We start from the raw sequence: 20,540 nt of genomic DNA on the forward strand, positions 1-20,540 counted from the left end.
TTGAGGCGGCTGGCTGTCATCGTCCGGCGCGGTTGCGTCGGGATGGTTTATGACCTGCCACTCTTTGGCGTGCGGCCTTTACCCTTCCTTTACCATCCCGCTCTGCGGTGTCCCGCTTTGGTCAACAATTAGGAAATGATTCAGTAATAACCCAATAACGTTAACCCCGTTGCATGACTGGCATACATGACGTTCAGGCCAGTGCTTCAGTGGGGTTTCGCACATGACGTGCTTCAAATGGCCGGCAATCATTGCCGGCGCATTGGGTCTTTTCGTTCTCTGGCTGCCGATCAGCCTGCAGGCGCAGCTGGTGCTGAGCTTCGCAGTGCTTGGCCTGCTGTTCATCGCCATGAGCCGGCCCGACAACAAGACTTTCCGTCTCATGACCTTCGTGCTCTCGGGCGTGCTGGCGCTGCGCTACGGCTACTGGCGGACGACGGAAACCCTTCCCGACATATCGGAACCCTGGAACTTCGTCCCCGGCCTGCTGCTCTATCTGGCCGAGATGTACTGCCTGGTCATGCTGGGGGTCAGCTATTTCATGCTGGCGGATCCGCTGAGCCGCAAGGCCCCGGCGATCAGGGATGCGGCCGAACTGCCGACGGTCGACGTCTTCATTCCGACCTACAACGAGGATCCGGAACTTCTGGCCGGCACGCTCGCGGCGGCGAAGTCGATGCTCTATCCCCGCGACAAGCTCACCATCTACCTGCTCGATGACGGCGGCACCGAAGCCAAGCGCAGCCACAAGGATCCGCGCGTCGCGCTTGCCGCCATGCGCCGCCACGAGCTGCTGAAGTCCCTTTGCGAGGCCATGGGTGTCGTCTATCACGCGCGCCAGAAGAACGACCATGCCAAGGCCGGCAACCTGAACGATGGTCTGCGCATCTCCAGGGGTGAGCTGGTCGTGGTCTTCGATGCCGATCACGCGCCCGTGCGCGAATTCCTGCGCGAAACCGTGCCCTTCTTCCGGGAGGACGAGAAGCTTTTCCTCGTCCAGACCCCGCACTATTTCCTCAATCCCGATCCCCTGGAAAAGAACCTCGATACCTTCGCGCGCATGCCGTCGGAAAACGAGATGTTCTATTCCGTCATCCAGCGCGGGCTGGACAAGTGGAACGCCTCCTTCTTCTGCGGGTCGGCGGCCGTTCTCAGGCGCAAGGCGCTGGAGACGACAAAGGGCTTTGCGGGTCAGTCGATCACCGAGGATTGCGAAACCGCGCTCGCGCTCCACACCAAGGGCTGGCACAGCTATTATGTCGACAAGCCGCTGATTGCGGGTCTCCAGCCGGAAACCTTCGTTTCCTTCATCGGCCAGCGCGCGCGCTGGTGCCAGGGCATGCTGCAGATCCTGATCCTCAACCGGCCCTTCCTGGCGCGGGGGCTCTCGGTGGCACAGCGCATCTGCTATGCCGGCATCAACCTGTTCTGGCTCTTTCCGCTGTCGCGGCTGGCCTTCATGTTCTCGCCGCTGCTCTACATCTTCTTCTCGCTGGAGATCTATCAGGCGAACATCATGGAGTTCGGCTCCTATGCGCTGACCTATCTCGTGTCCTCCTTCGCCATGCAGAGCTATCTCTATGGCCGCGTCCGCTGGCCCTGGGTGTCGGAACTCTACGAATATGTGCAGTCGGTGATGCTGTTCGGCTCGATCGTCAGCGTCGTGCGCAACCCCCGCAAGCCGACCTTCAACGTCACCGCCAAGGGGCAGACGCTGGAAAAGAGCATGCTTTCGCCGCTGGCGCGCCCCTATTTCGCGATCTTCTTCGTGCTTCTGGCCGCTGCCTTCTATTCGGCCTGGCGCTTCTTCACCGAACCGCTTGCCACGGACCTGCTGATGATCGTCGCGGGATGGAACCTGCTCAATCTCGGGCTTGCGGGTGCCGCGCTGGGCGTCGTGTCCGAGCGTCGCGAGCTGCGTCGCAACCAGCGCCTGCCGGTCAAGCGCCACGCCCTGATGCGGATCGGCGAGACGCTGCATTCCGTGGTGGTGAACGATGCCTCGAGCGGCGGGCTGACGGTGGAGTTCCTTGATCATGATCCGGAGATCCCGGCCGATGGTCCCTTTACCGCCACGCTGGAGCTTCGCCGCAACGGCCATGTCATCGCCGTCGAGGTCGAGCGCCGGAACATGCGCCAGGGCTCGCAGGCACCGGTATACGGCTTTGCCTATCGCGAACGCACGCCAGAGACCTTCATGGCAATCGCCGAGCTGATGTATTCCGATCAGGCCGTCCTTCAGGAAAGGCTCACCCGGCGCCAGACCAGCATCGGCTTCTTTGCCGGCACCGCACAATTCGCCCTCTGGACCGTCCGCGAGACCGTTCGCTCCCTCGTCTATGCCGCCGGACAGGTGCGCGAGGGCGCAGTCGAATCGCTTGAGGACGCGCCGATGACCATCAAGCCGAAGCCGAAATACCGGCCGGAAGAGGTCGAGGATTTCACCGAGAATGCAAGGGGAGGGCAGGTCTATGGCTGATCGGTCCCGCACGATGAAGGTTGTCACGCTTCTGCTTTTCGCCTCCGTGTCCTGCGCGCCTGCGGTGGCCCTTGCCGGAGAAAACCGCCTCGCCCCGCCCGTGGCGGACGTGGAGGCCGCGAGCGGCGGCGCGCCTGCCGTGGCGCCGGCTCCGGCGGACCGGAAGGGCAGCCTCATCCCCTTCGAGGAGCCGCCCTCGTCGATGAAGCTCACCGGGGAGGACGACAGCACGCTGCTGACCTTTTCCCTGCCGGAGCGCCTTCGGCTCGCCGGCGGCGTGCTCGAACTGTCCTATACCAATGCGGTCTCGGTCCTTCCCGATACGGCCAGGGTCGACGTGGCGCTGAACGGGCAGTCCGTCGGGCAGTTCCCGGTCCGCTCGCCGAACGGCTTCACCACCATCCGCATCCCGCTCAAGGGGGATCAGGTGAAGGCCGGGCGCAACCAGGTGCGGCTTCGTGTGGTCCAGCATCACCGGGTGGATTGCTCGCTTCCGGCCACCTACGAACTCTGGACCCGGCTCTCCGCCGGGGAGAGCGGCTTCCGCACCGCGCTGCCGGTGCGCTTTGCCGGTGCGGCAGACCTGCTTGCCGTCGGCCGTAACGGGAAGGAGCAGACGGAGATCCGCCTTGTCGCCGATCCGGCTGGCGGGGTGGCGCTGGTGAATCAGGCAATGCCGGTCATCCAGTCGCTGGCCCTCGCCATGAACCGCCGCGATGTCGTGGTGTCCGTGGCCGGTCAGCCCGGCACCGGTCCCGGTATCGATCTCTATGTGGGCGAGGCCGGCCAGCAGGGTCAGCCGGAGGCCGCGAGGCGGGTACTCTCCGGTGCCGCGCCGGGCCTCACCGTGGCCGATGCGGAAGGCTCCGGTCGTGCGGCAGTCGTCCTGCGGGGGGCATCTCCCCGCGAGCTGCAGGCGGGATTGCTTGCCGCGTTGCGGGGGCCGTTGAACGAAGCCCTGCAGACGGGGATCCTTGCGCCCCGTCCCGGCGGGATCAAGGGCGGTCCCGGCAGCCGCCACACGCTGGCCGATGCCGGCTATGAGGCGCAGCCCTTTGCGGGTCGCCTGTCCCGCGCGCGGTTCACGATCGACATGCCGGCGGATTTCTATCCTGCGGAATACGACACGATGAAGTTCTTCCTGAGCGGCGCCACCGCACCGGGCCTTCTGCCGAATGCGCAGTTCCTGGTGCGCGTCAACGACCGGATCGTCACCAGCCTGCCGTTCCGCAACACCGATGGCGAGGTGTTCCGCCACAAGCCGATCGAGATGCCCCTGCGCGCCTTCCGCCCGGGCACGAACCGGGTCGAACTCCTTGCAGAAGTCCCCGCGCCCTCGGACGAGGCCTGCCGCCCGGGCGAGCGCGAGGACGACAAGCCCCGCTTCATGATGCTGAAGGAATCCGCGCTCGAGGTTCCCTCGCTTGCCCGGATCGGCCGCCTGCCCGATCTCGGCGCCTTCGCCGGGACGGGATATCCCTATGGCCGGGGCAAGCCCTTCTCGGTGATGATCGACCGCCCGGGGGAAGAAACCCTTTCGGTCGCCGCCACCACCGTCACCCGGCTGGCCCTGGCTGCCGGAAAACCCGTCGAGGCCATCCTGGCCTTCGGAGGGGTCGATGCCGCAGCGAAAGGCGACGTGCTCGCCATCTCCACGGATGCCGCCTCGAAGGTCCATGCCGCGGCCGTAGAACCCGGCGAAGCCGCCGGGGTTCCTGAAGCTGCCACCGCGCCGGCCATCGATGGGGTTACTACGTCGGCGACAGGCCATGGCGATGCGATCGTCTCGGCAGGATCGGAAGCGCTTCTCGATGCGTTCCGCCAGTCGACCTCGACCGGTGGCGAGCGCTCGATGAACGCGCGCCTGCAGGAATGGCTCGGACAGCTTTCCAACCGCTTCAACAGCTGGCTGCGTTATCAGGATGCGCCCGAAGGGCCGATGCCGGAAGAGAAGGATACACTGGTTTCCATCAGCCAGACGCCGCTCGCCGGGGGCGAGGGTGTGTTGACCGCCATCCGCGCCAAATCGCCGGACGATCTGGCGCGCGGCTTCGACGCGCTGTCCGATCCGCAGGCCTGGGAACGGCTGGAGGGTGCCCGCGCCATTCTTCGCGCCGGCGATCTCGCGCTCGTTACCCATCAGGCGGACCAGCGCTTCATCCGGGAAATCACCGATGAGAGCTTCGGCAACTTCCGCCGGCTTGCCGCCTCGTGGTTCTCCGACAATTTCCAGATCTATATCGGGCTCGTGATCGCCCTTTTCGTGGGCTTCGGGCTGTGGCTCGGTCACGTCATCCCGAGGAAAGGGGTGCGGTCAGAATGATCAAGACCTATCGGAACCGCCTTCTCGGTGGCCTTGCCATGGCTGCCCTTCTCCTGCCGGCACCCGCCACGGCACGGGCGGAAGATTCCGTCGAGCTGTTGACCGGCAGCATCCGCGCGAGCCGCCTGTTGCCGCCGGAGCCTTCTGCCCCGTCCGGTGAACAGGGTGCTGCCGCGCTCGCCCAGCCGCTTCCGCCGGCCTTGCCATCTGCGTCGGAAAACGGCAGCGCTCCGGAGCCGGCTGAGGATGGTGAAACGGCTGCGAAGGCAAAGCCCGCAGCCCGGCCGGACGAGGTCGAACTGTCCGCCCTCTATTATTACGCGCGCGAGAAGCAGGATAAGCGGGTCACCGCAGAGACCGAGCGGCTGCGCCTCAAGTATCCGGGCTTCGAGCTGCCCGACGATCTCTACACCGCAGGCCTGCGCCAGCGCGTGGACGAGCAGCCGCTGTGGAAACTTTACGAAAAGGACGACTTCGCCGGCATAGACGCGGCGGTCGCACGGCTGAAGGAGCAGAACGCGGGCTGGGAGCCGTCGGAGGACTTCCGCCAGAAGCTCGAACGGCGCAAGCTCAGGGTCACGCTCACCCGCGCCCATGCCTCGAAGGACTGGGTCGGCGTGATTTCCGCGGCGGCCGGCATCAGCCTGCGGAAGGAAAAGGACGCAGACCTCCTGTGGATGCTGATCGATGCCTATCGCGAGGCGTCGATGCCGGATGCACTCCTCGACGTCTATCGTGCGATGCTGTTCCGCGAGAAGGCTGACCGGTTGCCGGATCCCGTTCTCGTGACGACGCTGCAGAAAGCGACGCGAGACTTCGAGCCCGAGGAGGTGAGGAGCGCCATCGCCACCCTCTGGCCGAACCCGGCCCTCGTTCCGGCTCTCAAGCCGCTGCAGGACGATTTCATCCGCAGGGACGTGGCCGATTTCAACAATCGCTCGGAGCGGCAGGAGCCGCTGGCGGAAAAGGACATCCAGCGCCTGCGCGACCTGGTCGCCGCCAGGGGGGAACTTGCCGATATGTCGCTGCTCGGCTGGTATTTCCTCAAGCTCAAGCAGCCGAAGGAGGCCGAGCCCTATTTCCAGCGGGCGCTGGAGAAAAAACCGACCCCCGAATTTGCCAAGGGCCTCTATCTCAGTCTCGCCCAGCAGAAGCGGGACGAGGAAGCCTATGCGCTCGCCGCCGCGCATCTGAAGGAACTGACCGATGATCCGGAATTCCTGATGAATGCGCTGTCGCTGCGCTTTGCCAAGCCGGAGCTGGGAGCCATCGATCCCCGCACCGTCGAGGCCTATTCCACCACCATACTGAAGACGAAATCGGCGGACCATGCGGAGATCCTCGCCTGGTACGCCTACAACTCCATGCAGTATCCCGCCGCGGAAGCATGGTTCGTCCAGTCTTGGAACTGGGAGGAGGAGCCGAACCGCCTGAAGGGCATCGCTCTGACCTTCCTGCGCGAGGGCAAGAAAAAACAATTTGCAGCCCTCCGCGCCCGTTTCGGGGATCTTTATCCCGACATGTGGGCAGAACTGCTCAGCCCCAGGCCGGTGCAGGCGCAGGCGCTCCAGCCTGTTGTCGTCACCCATCCGACGACGGGCCAGCCGGTCATAGTCTATCGCCAGCCGCCGGTCGTGCAGGCCGCAGGCGCCATCGACCAGCAGCTGGCCGTGCTGCCCGCGAGCTATCAGCCCGAGCCGATGCCGGTGGTCCAGCCGGCCGCGATGCCGGTCGTCCAGCCCGTGCCGCAGGCCGAGCCCATGGTGGTTTATGCCAGTGCGCCTGCCGTTCAGCCTGTCTATCAGCCGGTCGAGCCCGCGGCTGAACCCGCCGCCATGCCGGCAGCCCGTCCGGCGCGAATCGAAAAGGGGCCGCGTTCCGGCTATTTCGCTGCCTTCAAGGCGAAGCGCTATTCGGAGTGCCTTGCCGGCATCAACGCCATGGGGCGCGTCCCGCCGGATGCGGAGCTGATCCGCGGCTGGTGCTATCTCGGCCTCAACCGCATTGCCGATGCCCGGCAATCCTTCGGGCTGGCCCTGCAGGGACAGGGACAGGTGCGTCACGATGCGGCCTATGGCTCGGCGCTTGCCGCGTTGCGGGCAAAGCTGACGGATGAGGCCGAGGCCGTGATCACCGCCTATCCGCTGGAGGCATCGAAGGACCGGGAAGTGCGGGCGGAAATCTACTGGCAGAGGGCCCGCTCCGCCTTCGATCACAAGGACTTCCAGGGCACGCTCGACGCGCTGAACGCGCGGATCGGCATCGTTCCGGAGCCCACGGACCTCTCCACCTTGCGCGCATGGGCCCATTACAAGCTGGGCAACCGGCAGGAAGCCAAGGCCATTTTCACGAAACTCAACCAGCGGCTCGCCGATCCCGAGATCATGAGGGGTCTGGCCGCCATGGACGAGGTGACAAGATGAACAGGACCATCATCATTCTCGGCGTCATCCCGGTATTTCTCGCCGGATGCAACGCAACCGTTCCCGATCCCTTTCTCACGGCATCCACGCGGCCGGATGCGCCGACGATTGCAAGCGAAGTCGCCCCGCAATTTGCCGTCGCGGCCCTGCCGGTCACGGCAGGCGGCATCCGGACCGTGCGCCAGACGGCGCGCAAGGATTACCTGCAGCAGCAGATCGTCTACGGAAATCCGGATCATGGCTTCGGGGAGAATGCGATCACCGTGGAGGTAGGGCGCCCCGATCTCGATGCCGCCTACCTCAACCCGCCTTCGCGACGCCAGATCGTTGCGGAGATGCGTGCGGCGCTGCCCGGCGTGCCGATGCAGATACGCTCCGCCTACGGGGAGAACCAGCAAGGACCCTTCGGCTATGCCACGGGTCCCTACCGGACCGCCGGCAGCTGCCTCTACGGGTGGCAGCATGTCCGGCCGCAGACCGGCAATCCGCTCTCTGCCATGGCCGCGGGTCGGCATGCCTATCGCCTGCAGGTTCGGGTGCGCTTCTGCCACCCTTCGCTTCCGGAGGGCCGCATAGGAACGATGATGGATGGCCTGAGGGTCAAGACCGTTTCGGCCGATACGCTCTCCATGCTCGAATTTGCCAGCGGAAGCGGGGAGGTCGCGTCTGTCCCGCCGCTTGCTGCACCCGCCGAGACGCCGGAAAGGGCCGCACCCGTCCGTCGCCGATCGGCAGCACCTGTGGAGGCCTATCGTCCGGCGGACCTCGGAGACGTGGTTTTGCCCATCACGAGGCGCCAGCCGCCCGCGGGCAGTCTCTATGTGCAGGGCGCAGGCCCGACGACGATACGCCATGCGGCCCGTATTCCTCTGCCGGCAACGGGGGCTCCCGCCGCCGCGCCGGTCGGGCTTCCCGCCGTCGATGCCACCACGACGGCATCCGGCAGCCGGACGCCGGCAGCCGTTGCCATTCCGCTGCCGCAGAGCACGCTCGGAAGCCGATAGCGGCGGCGGCTCAGAGAAAGATCTGCCGTTCGCTCCGCACCAGTTCGTGCACGAAATCCGCGACCGTCCGCACCCGGACGAGATCGCGGGCGCTCTCGTGATAGATCGTCCAGTAGGCCCGGCTGATGCTGATCTCCGGCAGGATTCGGACGAGTTCCGGATACTGGCGGGCAATGTAATTGTGCAGGATGCCGATCCCGGCACCGGACCGCACCGCCTCGGTCTGCCCGATGGCCGAAGATATCTCGAAGCCCGCATCCCAGTTGCGCATGATCTCTCCCGTGTAGTTGAGCGAGGGAGAGTAGATGAGGTCTTCAACGTAGCCGATGCGCCTGTGCTCCTTCAGCGAGTCCACGTTTTCGGGGAGGGGATGGTCGCGAAGGTAGTCGCGCGCGGCATAGAGACCGAGCGTGTAGTCCGTCAGCCGGGCGGAAACGAGACGGCCCTGCTCCGGCCTTTCGATGGTGATGGCGATATCGGCTTCCCGCTGCGAGAGCGAGAAAGAGCGGGGCACGGGCACCAGCTGGATCTTCAGCTCCGGATAGCGTGCGGTGAGCTGGCCGAGGCGCGGTGCCAGGAAATAGACGCCGAAACCGTCCGGCGCCCCGATCCGCACGGTGCCCGCAAGGGCGCTGTCTACACGGCCCACCTTGGCCTGTGCCGCCAGCATCTCCGTTTCCATCCGCTCGGCGGCGCGCAGGAAGATCTCGCCTTCCGCCGTCAGCTCGCAGCCATTCGTGCGGCGGATGAGGAGCCGCGTCTCGAGATCCTCCTCGAGCGCGGTGACCCGGCGGGAAAGCGTCGCATGGTTCACGCCGAGCCGTCGGGCTGCCGCGAGAAACTGGCCGGTTCGCGCGACCGCCAGGAACATCCGTACATCATCCCAGTTCATGAGAGGCTCTTTCGAAATCTGCACAACGGATGCTTACTTCAGGCGATTGATTTGTGCAAATTCAAGTGCGATCCTTCCGGTCGAGGGTCGGGAGGACATGGGCCACCCGAACGGATTTCATCCGCCGCCCTGGCTACAGGCGATGGCGGCATCAGCGAACACAAGACAGGGAGACAGCCATGTATCACGTGGGTCATTTCATCGGCGGCAAGCATGTCGCCGGCAACAGCGGCCGCACCGCCAACATCTTCAACCCCGCGACCGGCGAAGTGCAGGGCACCGTTGCTCTTGCCAGCGTCGAGGAACTGCGCGCAGCCGTGGAGAACGCGAAGTCCGTTCAGGCCGGCTGGGCAGCGACCAACCCGCAGCGCCGCGCCCGCGTGTTCTTCAAGTTCGTCGAACTGCTGAACAAGAACATGAACGAGCTCGCCGAGATGCTCTCCCGCGAGCACGGCAAGACCATCGAAGACGCCAAGGGCGACGTGATCCGCGGCCTCGAAGTCTGCGAGTTCGTCTGCGGCATCCCGCACCTCCAGAAGGGTGAATTCACCGAAGGCGCCGGCCCTGCCATCGACATGTATTCCATGCGCCAGCCCGTCGGCATCGGCGCCGGCATCACGCCGTTCAACTTCCCGGGCATGATCCCGATGTGGATGTTCGCGCCCGCCATTGCCTGCGGCAACGCCTTCATCCTGAAGCCGTCCGAGCGCGATCCGTCCCTGCCGATCCGCCTTGCCGAACTGATGATCGAAGCCGGCCTTCCTGCCGGTGTTCTGAACGTGGTCAACGGTGACAAGGCCGCCGTGGATGCCATCCTCACCGATCCCGATATCGGTGCCGTCTCCTTCGTCGGTTCCACGCCGATCGCCCGCTACGTCTATGGCACCGCTGCCATGAACGGCAAGCGCGCCCAGTGCTTCGGCGGCGCGAAGAACCACATGATCATCATGCCCGACGCCGACCTCGACCAGGCCGTGAACGCACTCGTCGGTGCCGGCTACGGCTCCGCCGGCGAACGCTGCATGGCGATTTCGGTCGCCGTGCCGGTGGGCCAGGAAACCGCCGACCGCCTGATCGAAAAGCTCGCCCCCAAGGTCGAGGAGCTCCGCATCGGTCCGTATACTGACGAAAAGGCAGAGATGGGCCCGCTCGTTACCAAGGAAGCCCAGGCCCGCGTCATGGGTCTGATCAACCGCGGCGTCGAAGAAGGTGCAAAGCTGGTCGTCGACGGCCGCGACTTCAAGCTCCAGGGCTATGAGAACGGCTATTTCGTCGGCGGCTGCCTGTTCGACAACGTCACGCCCGAGATGGACATCTACAAGACCGAAATCTTCGGGCCGGTTCTCTCCGTCGTCCGCGCCAACACCTATGAGGAAGCCATCCAGCTGCCCATCAAGCACGAATACGGCAATGGTGTCGCGATCTTTACCCGTGACGGCGATGCCGCCCGCGATTTCGCCTCGCGTGTCAACATCGGCATGATCGGCATCAACGTACCGATCCCGGTTCCGCTGGCCTATCACTCCTTCGGCGGCTGGAAGGCCTCTTCCTTCGGCGACCTCAACCAGCACGGTACGGACTCGATCAAGTTCTGGACCAAGACCAAGACGATCACCGCCCGCTGGCCGTCCGGCATCAAGGACGGTGCCGAATTCGTCATTCCGACGATGAAGTAAGCCTTGCGCTAGAGCACGGTTCGAAAGGCCTCCGGAGACGGGGGCCTTTCTTTTTGCATAAGAAAAATCTTGCTGACAAAAATCTAAAACAATAGGCTGGTTGCGTTCGGTTGCACAAAGCAGACGCGCCTTCTGGACCACGAAGGCGCATCAGGGACGACGGGCTCCCCTGACGCCGGCATGCGCCTTGCTCTCGAACGTGGAGGTTTTGCGATGTGGCAGTTGCCAATAAGCATTACGCTTACGCTAAAGAAAACCCGGACGGAGTGGTCACTCACCGTCCGGATCGTTTTCTTAGTCGCTGAATAAAAGGAAGGGCGAGGCGGCAACCTCGCCCTTCACTCCACCCTATACCAGAATTCGCTTATGCACTCAAGGCTCGATTATTCGCTCGGGCCGTCGTTGAAGCCGACCTTGTCGACCAGCTCGGACGCTTCCTTGCGATGGGCCGAAATCTCGGCGAGCGGCAGCGGGTCCGGCTTGATCGGGCCGAAGGACTTGACGATCTCGGAGGGCTCGGCCCCCGGGGCGACCGGATATTCGAAGACCTGTTCCGCATAGATCTTCTGTGCTTCCGGCGACGCGAGGAATTCCATCAGCCGGATGCCGTTCTCCTTGTTCGGAGCGTTCTTGGCGAGAGACACGCCGGAGATGTTCACGTGCGTGCCGCGATCCTTGGCGTTCGGGAACAGCACCTTGATGGCGCCGGCCCATTCCTTCTGTTCCGGCTCCTTCTCGTTGGTCATCATCAGGCCGACATAATAACTGTTGCCGAGCGCGATGTCGCATTCCCCGGAGAAGATCGCCTTGGCCTGGCTGCGGTCGCTGCCGTCGGGCTTGCGGGTAAGGTTGTTCTTGACGCCGGTCAGCCACTTTTCAGTATACTCGGCCCCGTGATGGGCAATCATCGAGGCAAAAAGGCCGATATTGTAGGAATGCTGGCCATCGCGGGTGCAGATGCGCCCCTTCCACTTCGGGTCGGAAAGCTCTTCGTAGGTGATCTCGTTTTCCGGAACACGATCCCTGGAGGCATAGACGACGCGGCCGCGGGTGGTCAGGCCGAACCAGTTGCCCTTGGGGTCGCGATACTGGGCCGGGATGTGGTCGTTGATCTTGGCATCGTCCACTGGCTGGGTGACACCCGCCTCGACGGCCTCCGTCAGACGGCTGATGTCGACGGTCAGAATGACGTCGGCAGGAGAGTTGGCGCCTTCCGCCTGGATGCGCTCCACGAGACCCTTGTCCAGGAACAGCACGTTCGTCTCGATCCCTGTTTCCTTGGTGAAGGCATCGAGTAGCGGCTGGATCAGCTCCGGCTGACGGTAGGAGTAGATGTTCACCTCGCCATCCGCGAGCGCGGGCAGTGCGTGAGACGTGGCGGCCGCCAGCGTCAGGGCTGCGACAACGGGACGATTCCAGGGCATGGCATTCTCCTCTGCAAAAATCTTGATTGGCAAAATCATATTTAAAAGGGCCCTGTCAACCGGTCCGGACCGCTTGTGATGAAAATATGATTGGTTTAATCATGTATTTTGGAATTGTTCCAAACTGCTGCGTTCCTATATAAGGGGCTCTCGCAGAAACGACGAAGGAGCGCCCCATGCGGCTGACCAAACAGACCAACTATGCCATCCGCATGTTGATGTATTGCGCCGCGAACGAAGGGCACCTCAGCCGCATTCCGGAAATCGCGAAGGCCTATGGCGTGTCCGAGCTGTTTCTTTTCAAGATCCTCCAGCCGCTCAACAAGGCAGGAATCGTGGATACGGTCCGCGGGCGCAACGGCGGTGTGAAACTCGGGCGGCCCGCCAACGAGATCACGCTTTTCGATGTGGTGAGGGTAACCGAAGACAGCTTCGCCATGGCGGAATGCTTCGAGAACGGAGCCGTGGACTGTCCGCTGGTGGACAGCTGCGGACTGAACTCCGTTCTCAGCAAGGCGCTGAAGGCCTTCTTCGACGTGCTCGCGCAATACACCATCGATGACATCGTCAAGGCGCGCCCGCAGATCAATTTCCTCCTGGGCATTCCCGGCCTCGACGTCGGGCAGCCGGCCGCCTGATGCCGGACGGCAATTTGGACTAGTCCATAACAGTTATTTATTATCCCTTGTTGCTGTCCATAATCTGCGGCGAGACAACAGGGTGACTCGCATGATTTCGAGCTACAGGTTACGGGCCGCCATCGCCGCGACGGCGACGATGGCTTTTGCCGGCGCCGCGCAGGCCGGCACCGCATATGATTTCTCACGAATAAAGCCGCTGGTACCTGTCGGAACCGCGGGTTTCGAGATGGGCCCGTTTCACGATTTCAAGATCAGCGTGATGACGAGCTACAATCACACCTGGCGCACCGACGATTCAAAGCCGCTGGACCGGCGCGCCCGGGACCTGTCGCTCGAGATGAACTTCCGCATCGGCAGCGATGCGTACGCCGCGATCAGCGGGCAGATCGGGCGCGAGGACATCGAGACCCAGCCGCTGGAATTCCCGCTGGACATGGACAACAGCAACAGCTTCCGGGGCTTCGATGTCATGGCGGGCTACATGTTCGTGCCGGGCATCAGCGTCGGTCTGATGGGCGGCTACGGCAGCGCAGACGCCACCTATGTCTTTGCCCTTGATCCCGCGAACGAACTGGGGTCCAGCGGAAACAGCCGGCGTTTTGGCGGCTTCGCCAATGTCATGCTGCCGACATCGGCCGGCATGCTCAGCGGAACGGTCGCCATTGTCCGCTCGAGCGGCAGCCAGACCTACAATCCCGGGAACATTCCTCCCTCCACGGACTGGTCCAGCACGCTCGGCGTCATCGATGTGACGCTGGCCCATCCCGTGACCGCGGATTTCATGATCAAGGGCGGCGCTTCCTATTCGCGGATCCTGTCCGAAAACGCCGCGGCCGGATCCCTTGAGCGGGACCGGGACTGGATCACCCTGAAGGGCGGGGTCCTCTACAACGTCACGAGCACCCTGCAATGGCAGGCCAATGCCAGCACCTGGCTTGGCAATGACACAAACCGCAATGTGCGGATCGCATCCGGATTTACCTACAGGTTCTGAGGAGCGCCGGACGGCGCTTTCGCACCGCCCTTCCAGCCTGGGATCAAAGGAGTAGCAACGTGAACAGCCCCCTGAAGAGACGGTTTTCGTCCCTCGCCCGCAAACTCGCCCCGCTCCTCTGCGCGGTGGCGCTGACGGGCTGCATGGGGCCAAGCGTCACGAGTCTGGGAACCAAGGCGGATGGCACCTATTCCAGGCAGTTGGCGGCGGACCGCATCAACATGCTCTCCCGTGCGCTCGGGCTGTTCTATGACCGGGTCGGGCCGGTTATCGCCAATGACACCACGACCGTCTCCCTGCTGCTGGATCTTGCGGGCGATTACGTCTTCACCAGGGATGAAGCGCAGCGCAATGCAACGCTGGAACGGATCAACGGGCTGCTGGAGGATGACGACAAGCTCGTCGCCGAACTGATGGTGCCCCTGAGCCAGCCGAAATCGAAGCGCAACGGGAACACGGACGGCACGTTTCTGGGGCAGTGGGGCATTCAGCAGACGGATGAACTGCTGGAAGCCTATATCCGGAGCCAGATCGTCGATGTGCGCGGGAAGGAACCATCCGTGGAGTCCCGCAAGTGGATCCGGCTTCTGTTCCACACTTTCTATGCGGATGACAGTCCTGCCCTCGTCGACATCCTGCCCCTGATCGATCCGACGCGTGACATCGTCACTCCGGGACTTGGAAGCTAAATCCGGCGAAGACCCCCGCTTCCGCAGGCCTGACCGGCCCCCTTGCCGGGCGCAGGACTGCGGATTGCGCCCCCCAGCCGGCACCAGCGCGTTTCGCCAGGTCGCCCTGTCGCTTTTCAGACAGCCGGACAATTAAAAAAGGACCTGCAAAACCTCCGTGGCCGCATATTCCGTTTCGTTGAAATGCAGCGTTCTCCACAGAAAATACCCCTTCTGGATGGCGATTATTTCGTCAAGCGAGCATTTTTGACGGGTAAATTGCTAAATTTTGTGTCCAGTATAATTTTTTTAGTCGCCGTGTTGCTTTCGTCGATCAAATGTCGTTCCATCCCCGCCTGACCCTCACGGCGTCGCTCTGAGGTCAAAAAACAAGCGCAATAAGAAAAAACTGGGAACCGACATCATGAAGAAGTTTTCCATTCTGCTCGCCGCGACCGCACTGGTTTCGGTGATGGCCACCGCAGCCTCGGCCAAAACCCTGGTCTACTGCTCCGAAGCGTCTCCGGAAGGCTTCGATCCCGGCCTCTACACCGGCGGCCAGACCTTCGATGCCGCCTCGCGCACCGTTTACAGCCGCCTCGTTGAATTCAAGCATGGCGGCACCGAAATCGAACCCGGTCTCGCCGAAAGCTGGACCGTTTCCGAAGACGGCAAGGAATACACGTTCAAGCTCCGCAAGGGCGTGAAGTTCCAGACGACCGATTTCTTCACCCCGACCCGCGACCTCAATGCCGACGACGTGATCTTCTCCTTCGAGCGCCAGCTGAAGGCCGACAATCCGTGGAACAAGTATGTCGAGGGCGCAGCCTGGGAATATGCTGCTGGCATGGGCTTCCCCGAGCTGATCAAGTCGGTGGAGAAGGTTGACGATCTGACCGTCAAGTTCGTGCTGAACCGTCCGGAAGCTCCGTTCATCGCCAACCTCGGCATGGACTTCGCCTCCATCATGTCCAAGGAATATGCCGACAAGCTCGCTGCCGACGGCAAGATGGCCCAGCTGAACCAGATGCCGCTCGGCACCGGTCCGTTCACCTTCGTGGCCTATCAGCCCGACGCGGTCATCCGCTACAAGGCGCATCCGGACTATTTCGGCGGCAAGCAGAAGATCGACGATCTCGTCTTCGCCATCACCACCGATGCAGCCGTTCGCGTCCAGAAGCTGAAGGCCGGCGAATGCCATGTCGCCCCCTATCCGAACGCGGCCGATGTTCCGGACCTGAAGAAGGACGAGAACCTTACGGTTCTGGAAGGCCCGGGCCTCAACGTGTCCTACCTCGCCTACAACACCACCCAGGCTCCCTTCGACAAGGCTGAAGTGCGTCGCGCCCTGAACCAGGCCGTGAACAAGCAGGCCATCGTCGACGCGGTCTTCCAGGGTGCGGGCCAGGTTGCGAAGAACCCGATCCCGCCGACCATGTGGTCGTACAACGATGCCGTCCAGGACGACACCTATGATCCGGAAGCAGCCAAGAAGGCTCTGGAAGCCGCTGGCGTCAAGGATCTGAAGATGAAGATCTGGGCGATGCCCGTTTCCCGTCCCTACATGCTCAATGCACGCCGTGCAGCCGAGCTGATGCAGGCGGACCTGGCCAAGGTTGGCGTGACTGCAGAAATCGTCTCCTACGAGTGGGCCGAGTATCTGAAGCTGTCGAAGGACAAGGCCCGTGACGGTGCCGTGATCCTCGGCTGGACGGGCGACAACGGCGACCCGGACAACTTCCTCGACACGCTGCTCGGCTGCGATGCCGTTGGCGGCAACAACCGTGCCCAGTGGTGCAACGAGGAGTTCAACAAGCTGGTGAAGGACGCCAAGGTCACCTCCGACCAGGCCGAGCGCACGAAGCTGTACCAGGAAGCCCAGGTCATCTTCAAGCGTGAGGCTCCGTGGATGACCATCAACCACTCGGTCGTCTCGATCCCGGTTTCCAAGAAGGTCACCGGCTTCCAGAACGACCCGCTCGGCATCCACCGCTTCGACGGCGTTGATATCGCCGAGTAAGCCATTCAAAGCCTGACCCGGAATGAAGCCGGGTTCGTCCGGCGATCGGTTCAAACCCGATCGCCGGAGCCATTTTGGACAACCACAATGCTACGTTTCCTGCTTGGACGCCTCGCGATCCTCATACCGACATTTCTCGGGGTTTCGCTGATCGCCTTTTCCTTCATTCGCATGCTTCCGGGCGACCCGGTGATGCTCATGTCGGGCGAAAGGGTGATGTCGGAAGAACGCCACGCCGCCATCATGCACGATCTCGGCCTGGACCGGCCCATGCCCGTTCAGTACCTGAATTATCTGACCGACGTCCTCTCGGGCGATCTGGGGACGTCGATCGTCACAAAGAGACCCGTTCTGGGCGAGTTCCTGTCGCTTTTCCCGGCCACGCTCGAGCTTTCGCTCTGCGCGATCATCCTTGCCGTGGTGCTCGGGGTTCCGGCAGGGGTTTTCGCGGCCGTCAAGCGTGGCACCTGGTTCGACCAGTCGATCATGGGCGTGGCGCTGGTGGGCTACTCCATGCCGATCTTCTGGTGGGGGCTGCTCCTCATCATCTTCTTCTCGGGCTATCTTCAGTGGACACCCGTGTCGGGACGCATCTCGCTGATGTATTTCTTTCCGCCGGTAACCGGTTTCATGCTGATCGACAGCCTGCTGTCCGGACAGCCGGGGGCCTTCCGCTCGGCCTTCTCCTATCTGATCCTGCCGACCATCGTGCTCGGGACCATCCCGCTGGCGGTGATTGCGCGCCAGACCCGGTCAGCCATGCTGGAAGTTCTGGGCGAGGACTATGTCCGCACCGCCCGGTCGAAGGGGCTGTCTCCGTTGCGGGTGGTGGGCGTCCATGCCCTGCGCAACGCGCTGATTCCCGTCATCACCACCATCGGCCTTCAGGTGGGCGTACTGCTCGCGGGTGCCATCCTCACCGAAACCATCTTTTCCTGGCCGGGCATCGGCAAATGGATGGTGGATGCGGTCTTCAAGCGTGATTATGCGGTGGTGCAGGGCGGCCTGCTTCTCATCGCCGGCGTCATCATGCTGGTGAACCTCGCCGTGGATATCACCTATGGCTTCATCAATCCGCGTATCCGGCACTGAGGTCATGGCCATGAGCACCGTTACCGCTTCTCCCAAGAAAACCGGCCATCCCTCCGCCCTGGCGGAATTCTGGCATTACTTCTCCCGCAACAAGGGGGCCGTGATCGGCCTCGCGATCTTCATCGTCATTCTCGTGGTGGCGATCCTCGCGCCGCTCTTTGCCCCGCACAGTCCGAGCGAGCAGAACCGCGAGGCGCTGCTTCTTGTTCCCTCCTGGATGGAGGGCGGCAATTCGAGCTACCTTCTCGGCACCGATGCCGTCGGGCGCGACATTCTTTCCCGCCTCATCTACGGCGCGCGATTCTCGCTCTTCATCGGTCTCGTGGTCGTGACGCTGTCGGTGATATCGGGTGTGCTGGTCGGCCTGGTGGCCGGTTACTTCGGTGGCCGCACCGATATCGTCATCATGCGCATCATGGACATCATCCTGGCCTTCCCGTCGCTGCTTCTGGCCCTTGTGCTCGTTGCCGTGCTCGGACCCGGCCTGCTGAATGCGATGATTGCGATTTCGCTCGTCAACCAGCCGCATTTCGTGCGTCTCACCCGCGCCTCGGTTCTGGCGGAGCGGGAAAAGGAATATGTGGTCGCCTCCAAGGTGGCCGGCGCCGGCACCATGCGCATCATGTTCCTCACCATCCTGCCGAACTGTCTGGGGCCGCTGATCGTGCAGGCGACACTCGCCTTCTCTGCGGCGATTCTCGATGCCGCCGCGCTCGGCTTCCTCGGCATGGGCGCCCAGCCGCCGACGCCCGAATGGGGCACGATGCTGGCCGAGGCCCGCGAATTCATCCAGCGCGCGCCCTGGGTCGTGACCTTCCCGGGCCTGGCGATCCTGATCACCGTTCTGGCCATCAATCTGATGGGCGATGGGCTGCGCGATGCCCTCGACCCCAAGCTGAAGAGGTCGTGATGGCACTTCTCGAAATCCAGAATCTCACCGTCGAGTTCCAGACGGCCTCGGGCCTGTTCCGCGCGGTGGACAATGTCTCGCTTACCTGCGACCGCGGGGAGATCCTTTCCATCGTGGGCGAGTCCGGCTCCGGCAAATCCGTGTCGATGCTGGCGCTCATGGGACTCCTGCCATGGACGGCGAAGATCACCGCGGACAGGCTCGCCTTCGACGGCAAGGACCTGATCGGCCTTTCGCCGCGCCAGCGCCGAAACATCATCGGCAAGGACATGGCGATGATCTTCCAGGAGCCCATGTCCAGCCTCAATCCGTGCTTCACGGTCGGCTTCCAGCTTGGCGAGACGCTGCGCATCCACATGGGCATGAACCGCGCGCAGCGCCGCGAGCGCTCCATCGAGCTCCTGAAGCTCGTGGGCATCCCGGCACCGGAAGAGCGGCTCTCGAACTTCCCGCACCAGATGTCGGGCGGCATGAGCCAGCGCGTGATGATCGCCATGGCACTGGCCTGCAATCCGAAGCTCCTCATTGCCGACGAACCGACCACCGCCCTTGACGTGACCATCCAGGCGCAGATCCTCGATCTGCTCGTGCGCCTGCAGAAGGAAAACGGCATGGCGCTGGTGCTGATCACCCACGACATGGGCGTGGTGGCGGAAACCGCCCATCGCGTCCAGGTGCAGTATGCCGGGCAGAAGGTGGAGGAGCAGCCGGTCGGCCAGCTCTTTGCCGACCCTCATCACCCCTATACGGCGGCCCTGCTTGCGGCACTGCCCGAGCGGGCGGTGGCGGGCGAGAAGCTGCCGTCGATTGCCGGCGTCGTGCCCGGCCAGCATGACCGCCCCACGGGCTGTCTGTTTGCGCCGCGCTGCGCCTTCGTCCAGCCCGATTGCCATCAGGGCGCCCGCCGCCAGGGCAGGGAGCTCGGCGAAGCGCTCTGCAACTATCCGCTGGTCAAGGGCGTGCCCCTCGATCACCCGGCCTTTGCCGTCAAGGAAGGAGCATGAGGATGAGCCAGGCTGTCCTTGAAGCCAAAGATCTGGCCCGCCACTATTCGGTGCGCCGCGGCCTCTTCAAGCCCGATGCGACCGTCAGGGCGCTGAACGGCGTGTCCTTCGAGCTCTATTCCGGCAAGACGCTGGCCATCGTCGGTGAATCCGGCTGCGGCAAGTCCACGCTTGCCCGTCTGGTAACGATGATCGAGGACCCGTCCGCCGGCACGCTGCTGATCGACGGCAAGCCGGCGAGCGTCGACGACATGTCGCTGCGCAGCCAGGTGCAGATCGTTTTCCAGAACCCCTACGGCTCGCTGAACCCGCGCCAGAAGGTCGGCTCCATCCTCGAAGAGCCGCTGAAGATCAACACCTCCGACGATGCCGCCACCCGTCGCCGCAAGGCGGAGGAGATGATGGCGAAGGTGGGCCTGCGGCCCGAGCATTACGACCGCTATCCGCACATGTTCTCCGGCGGCCAGCGCCAGCGCATCGCCATTGCCCGCGCGCTGATGCTGCGGCCGAAGGTGCTTGTTCTCGACGAGCCGGTTTCGGCCCTCGACCTGTCGATCCAGGCGCAGGTGCTCAACCTGCTCATGGACCTGCAGAAGGAAATGGGGCTTGCCTACCTCTTCATCAGCCACGGCCTTTCCGTCGTGCGCCACATCGCCGACGAGGTGATGGTGATGTATCTCGGCAAGCCGGTCGAAACGGGAACCGCAGAAGAGGTCTTCTCCAATCCGAAGCATCCCTATACGGCCGCGCTTCTTTCCGCGACGCCCATTGCAGATCCCTCGCGGGCGAAAAACCGCATCCGGCTGCAGGGCGAATTGCCGTCTCCGCTGAAGCCCCCGCCGGGGTGCCCCTTCAATCCGCGATGCTGGAAGGCAACCGACATCTGCCGCCAGGAAATGCCGCCGCTTGCGGGTGGCGAAACCCACAAGTTCGCCTGTCATCACCCGCTGGACTGACCTTTGCGGTCACAGGCGTCGAAAGGGCCACGCC

15 protein-coding genes are annotated in these 20,540 nt (G+C 63.4%); 13 read left to right on the top strand and 2 right to left on the bottom strand.

The genetic code is table 11. The features are described 5' to 3' along the window. The first annotated feature begins 223 nt into the window (after positions 1-223). From bcsA to bcsN, 4 genes are read left to right on the top strand one after another with little or no spacing between them, the layout of a single operon-like run. The gene (gene bcsA / locus GGR23_RS06810) at positions 224-2,479 is read left to right on the top strand and encodes a UDP-forming cellulose synthase catalytic subunit (RefSeq protein WP_183365413.1); all 2,256 of its coding nucleotides are present in this window, start codon (positions 224-226) and stop codon (positions 2,477-2,479) included. Further along, the gene (locus GGR23_RS06815) at positions 2,472-4,802 is read left to right on the top strand and encodes a cellulose biosynthesis cyclic di-GMP-binding regulatory protein BcsB (RefSeq protein WP_183365414.1); all 2,331 of its coding nucleotides are present in this window, start codon (positions 2,472-2,474) and stop codon (positions 4,800-4,802) included. Before bcsA ends, GGR23_RS06815 begins: the two co-directional genes overlap by 8 nt. After that, positions 4,799-7,225, top strand: coding sequence for a tetratricopeptide repeat protein (locus GGR23_RS06820; RefSeq protein ID WP_183365415.1), 2,427 nt, complete (start codon positions 4,799-4,801; stop codon positions 7,223-7,225). The genes GGR23_RS06815 and GGR23_RS06820 overlap by 4 nt, the downstream gene beginning before the upstream one ends. Continuing rightward, positions 7,222-8,229: a cellulose biosynthesis protein BcsN gene (gene bcsN, locus GGR23_RS06825; protein ID WP_183365416.1), complete on the top strand. Its 1,008-nt coding sequence runs from the start codon at positions 7,222-7,224 to the stop codon at positions 8,227-8,229. The genes GGR23_RS06820 and bcsN overlap by 4 nt, the downstream gene beginning before the upstream one ends. Before the next feature lie 10 nt (positions 8,230-8,239). Here the strand turns inward: bcsN and GGR23_RS06830 are convergent, their stop codons facing one another. Continuing rightward, positions 8,240-9,121 (bottom strand): LysR family transcriptional regulator, encoded by an 882-nt coding sequence (locus GGR23_RS06830; protein ID WP_183365417.1) that lies wholly within the window; start codon positions 9,119-9,121, stop codon positions 8,240-8,242. 179 nt (positions 9,122-9,300) lie between these two features. On the opposite strand from GGR23_RS06830, the gene GGR23_RS06835 reads away from it, so the two are divergent. Continuing rightward, entirely contained in the window at positions 9,301-10,797 is a 1,497-nt protein-coding gene (locus tag GGR23_RS06835) for a CoA-acylating methylmalonate-semialdehyde dehydrogenase (protein WP_183365418.1), read from the top strand. Between the two features lie 383 nt (positions 10,798-11,180). On the opposite strand, the gene GGR23_RS06840 is transcribed toward GGR23_RS06835, so the two are convergent. Continuing rightward, the gene (locus GGR23_RS06840) at positions 11,181-12,221 is read right to left on the bottom strand and encodes a Fe(3+) ABC transporter substrate-binding protein (RefSeq protein WP_183365419.1); all 1,041 of its coding nucleotides are present in this window, start codon (positions 12,219-12,221) and stop codon (positions 11,181-11,183) included. A 176-nt stretch (positions 12,222-12,397) separates the two neighbouring features. On the opposite strand from GGR23_RS06840, the gene rirA reads away from it, so the two are divergent. From rirA to GGR23_RS06880, 8 genes are all read left to right on the top strand, one after another. Further along, positions 12,398-12,859, top strand: a complete 462-nt coding sequence (gene rirA, locus GGR23_RS06845) for an iron-responsive transcriptional regulator RirA (RefSeq protein ID WP_183365420.1) — start codon at positions 12,398-12,400, stop codon at positions 12,857-12,859. 91 nt (positions 12,860-12,950) lie between these two features. Then, positions 12,951-13,856, top strand: coding sequence for a hypothetical protein (locus GGR23_RS06850; protein WP_183365421.1), 906 nt, complete (start codon positions 12,951-12,953; stop codon positions 13,854-13,856). Between the two features lie 59 nt (positions 13,857-13,915). Continuing rightward, positions 13,916-14,545, top strand: a complete 630-nt coding sequence (locus GGR23_RS06855; RefSeq protein ID WP_183365422.1) for a hypothetical protein — start codon at positions 13,916-13,918, stop codon at positions 14,543-14,545. 403 nt (positions 14,546-14,948) lie between these two features. Next, the gene (locus GGR23_RS06860; protein WP_183365423.1) at positions 14,949-16,544 is read left to right on the top strand and encodes an ABC transporter substrate-binding protein; all 1,596 of its coding nucleotides are present in this window, start codon (positions 14,949-14,951) and stop codon (positions 16,542-16,544) included. Between the two features lie 87 nt (positions 16,545-16,631). Next, entirely contained in the window at positions 16,632-17,636 is a 1,005-nt protein-coding gene (locus GGR23_RS06865; RefSeq protein WP_183365424.1) for an ABC transporter permease subunit, read from the top strand. A 10-nt stretch (positions 17,637-17,646) separates the two neighbouring features. Beyond that, a complete protein-coding gene (locus tag GGR23_RS06870) occupies positions 17,647-18,546 on the top strand; it encodes an ABC transporter permease subunit (RefSeq protein WP_183365425.1) in 900 nt (299 codons plus the stop codon). Continuing rightward, complete coding sequence (locus GGR23_RS06875) at positions 18,546-19,550, top strand: ABC transporter ATP-binding protein (RefSeq protein WP_183365426.1); 1,005 nt, start codon at positions 18,546-18,548, stop codon at positions 19,548-19,550. Before GGR23_RS06870 ends, GGR23_RS06875 begins: the two co-directional genes overlap by 1 nt. A 2-nt stretch (positions 19,551-19,552) precedes the next feature. Then, positions 19,553-20,506: a peptide ABC transporter ATP-binding protein gene (locus GGR23_RS06880; RefSeq protein ID WP_183365427.1), complete on the top strand. Its 954-nt coding sequence runs from the start codon at positions 19,553-19,555 to the stop codon at positions 20,504-20,506. The last annotated feature ends 34 nt before the right edge of the window (positions 20,507-20,540 follow it).

It is taken from the genome of Gellertiella hungarica, from assembly GCF_014197145.1.
Taxonomy (GTDB): domain Bacteria; phylum Pseudomonadota; class Alphaproteobacteria; order Rhizobiales; family Rhizobiaceae; genus Gellertiella; species Gellertiella hungarica.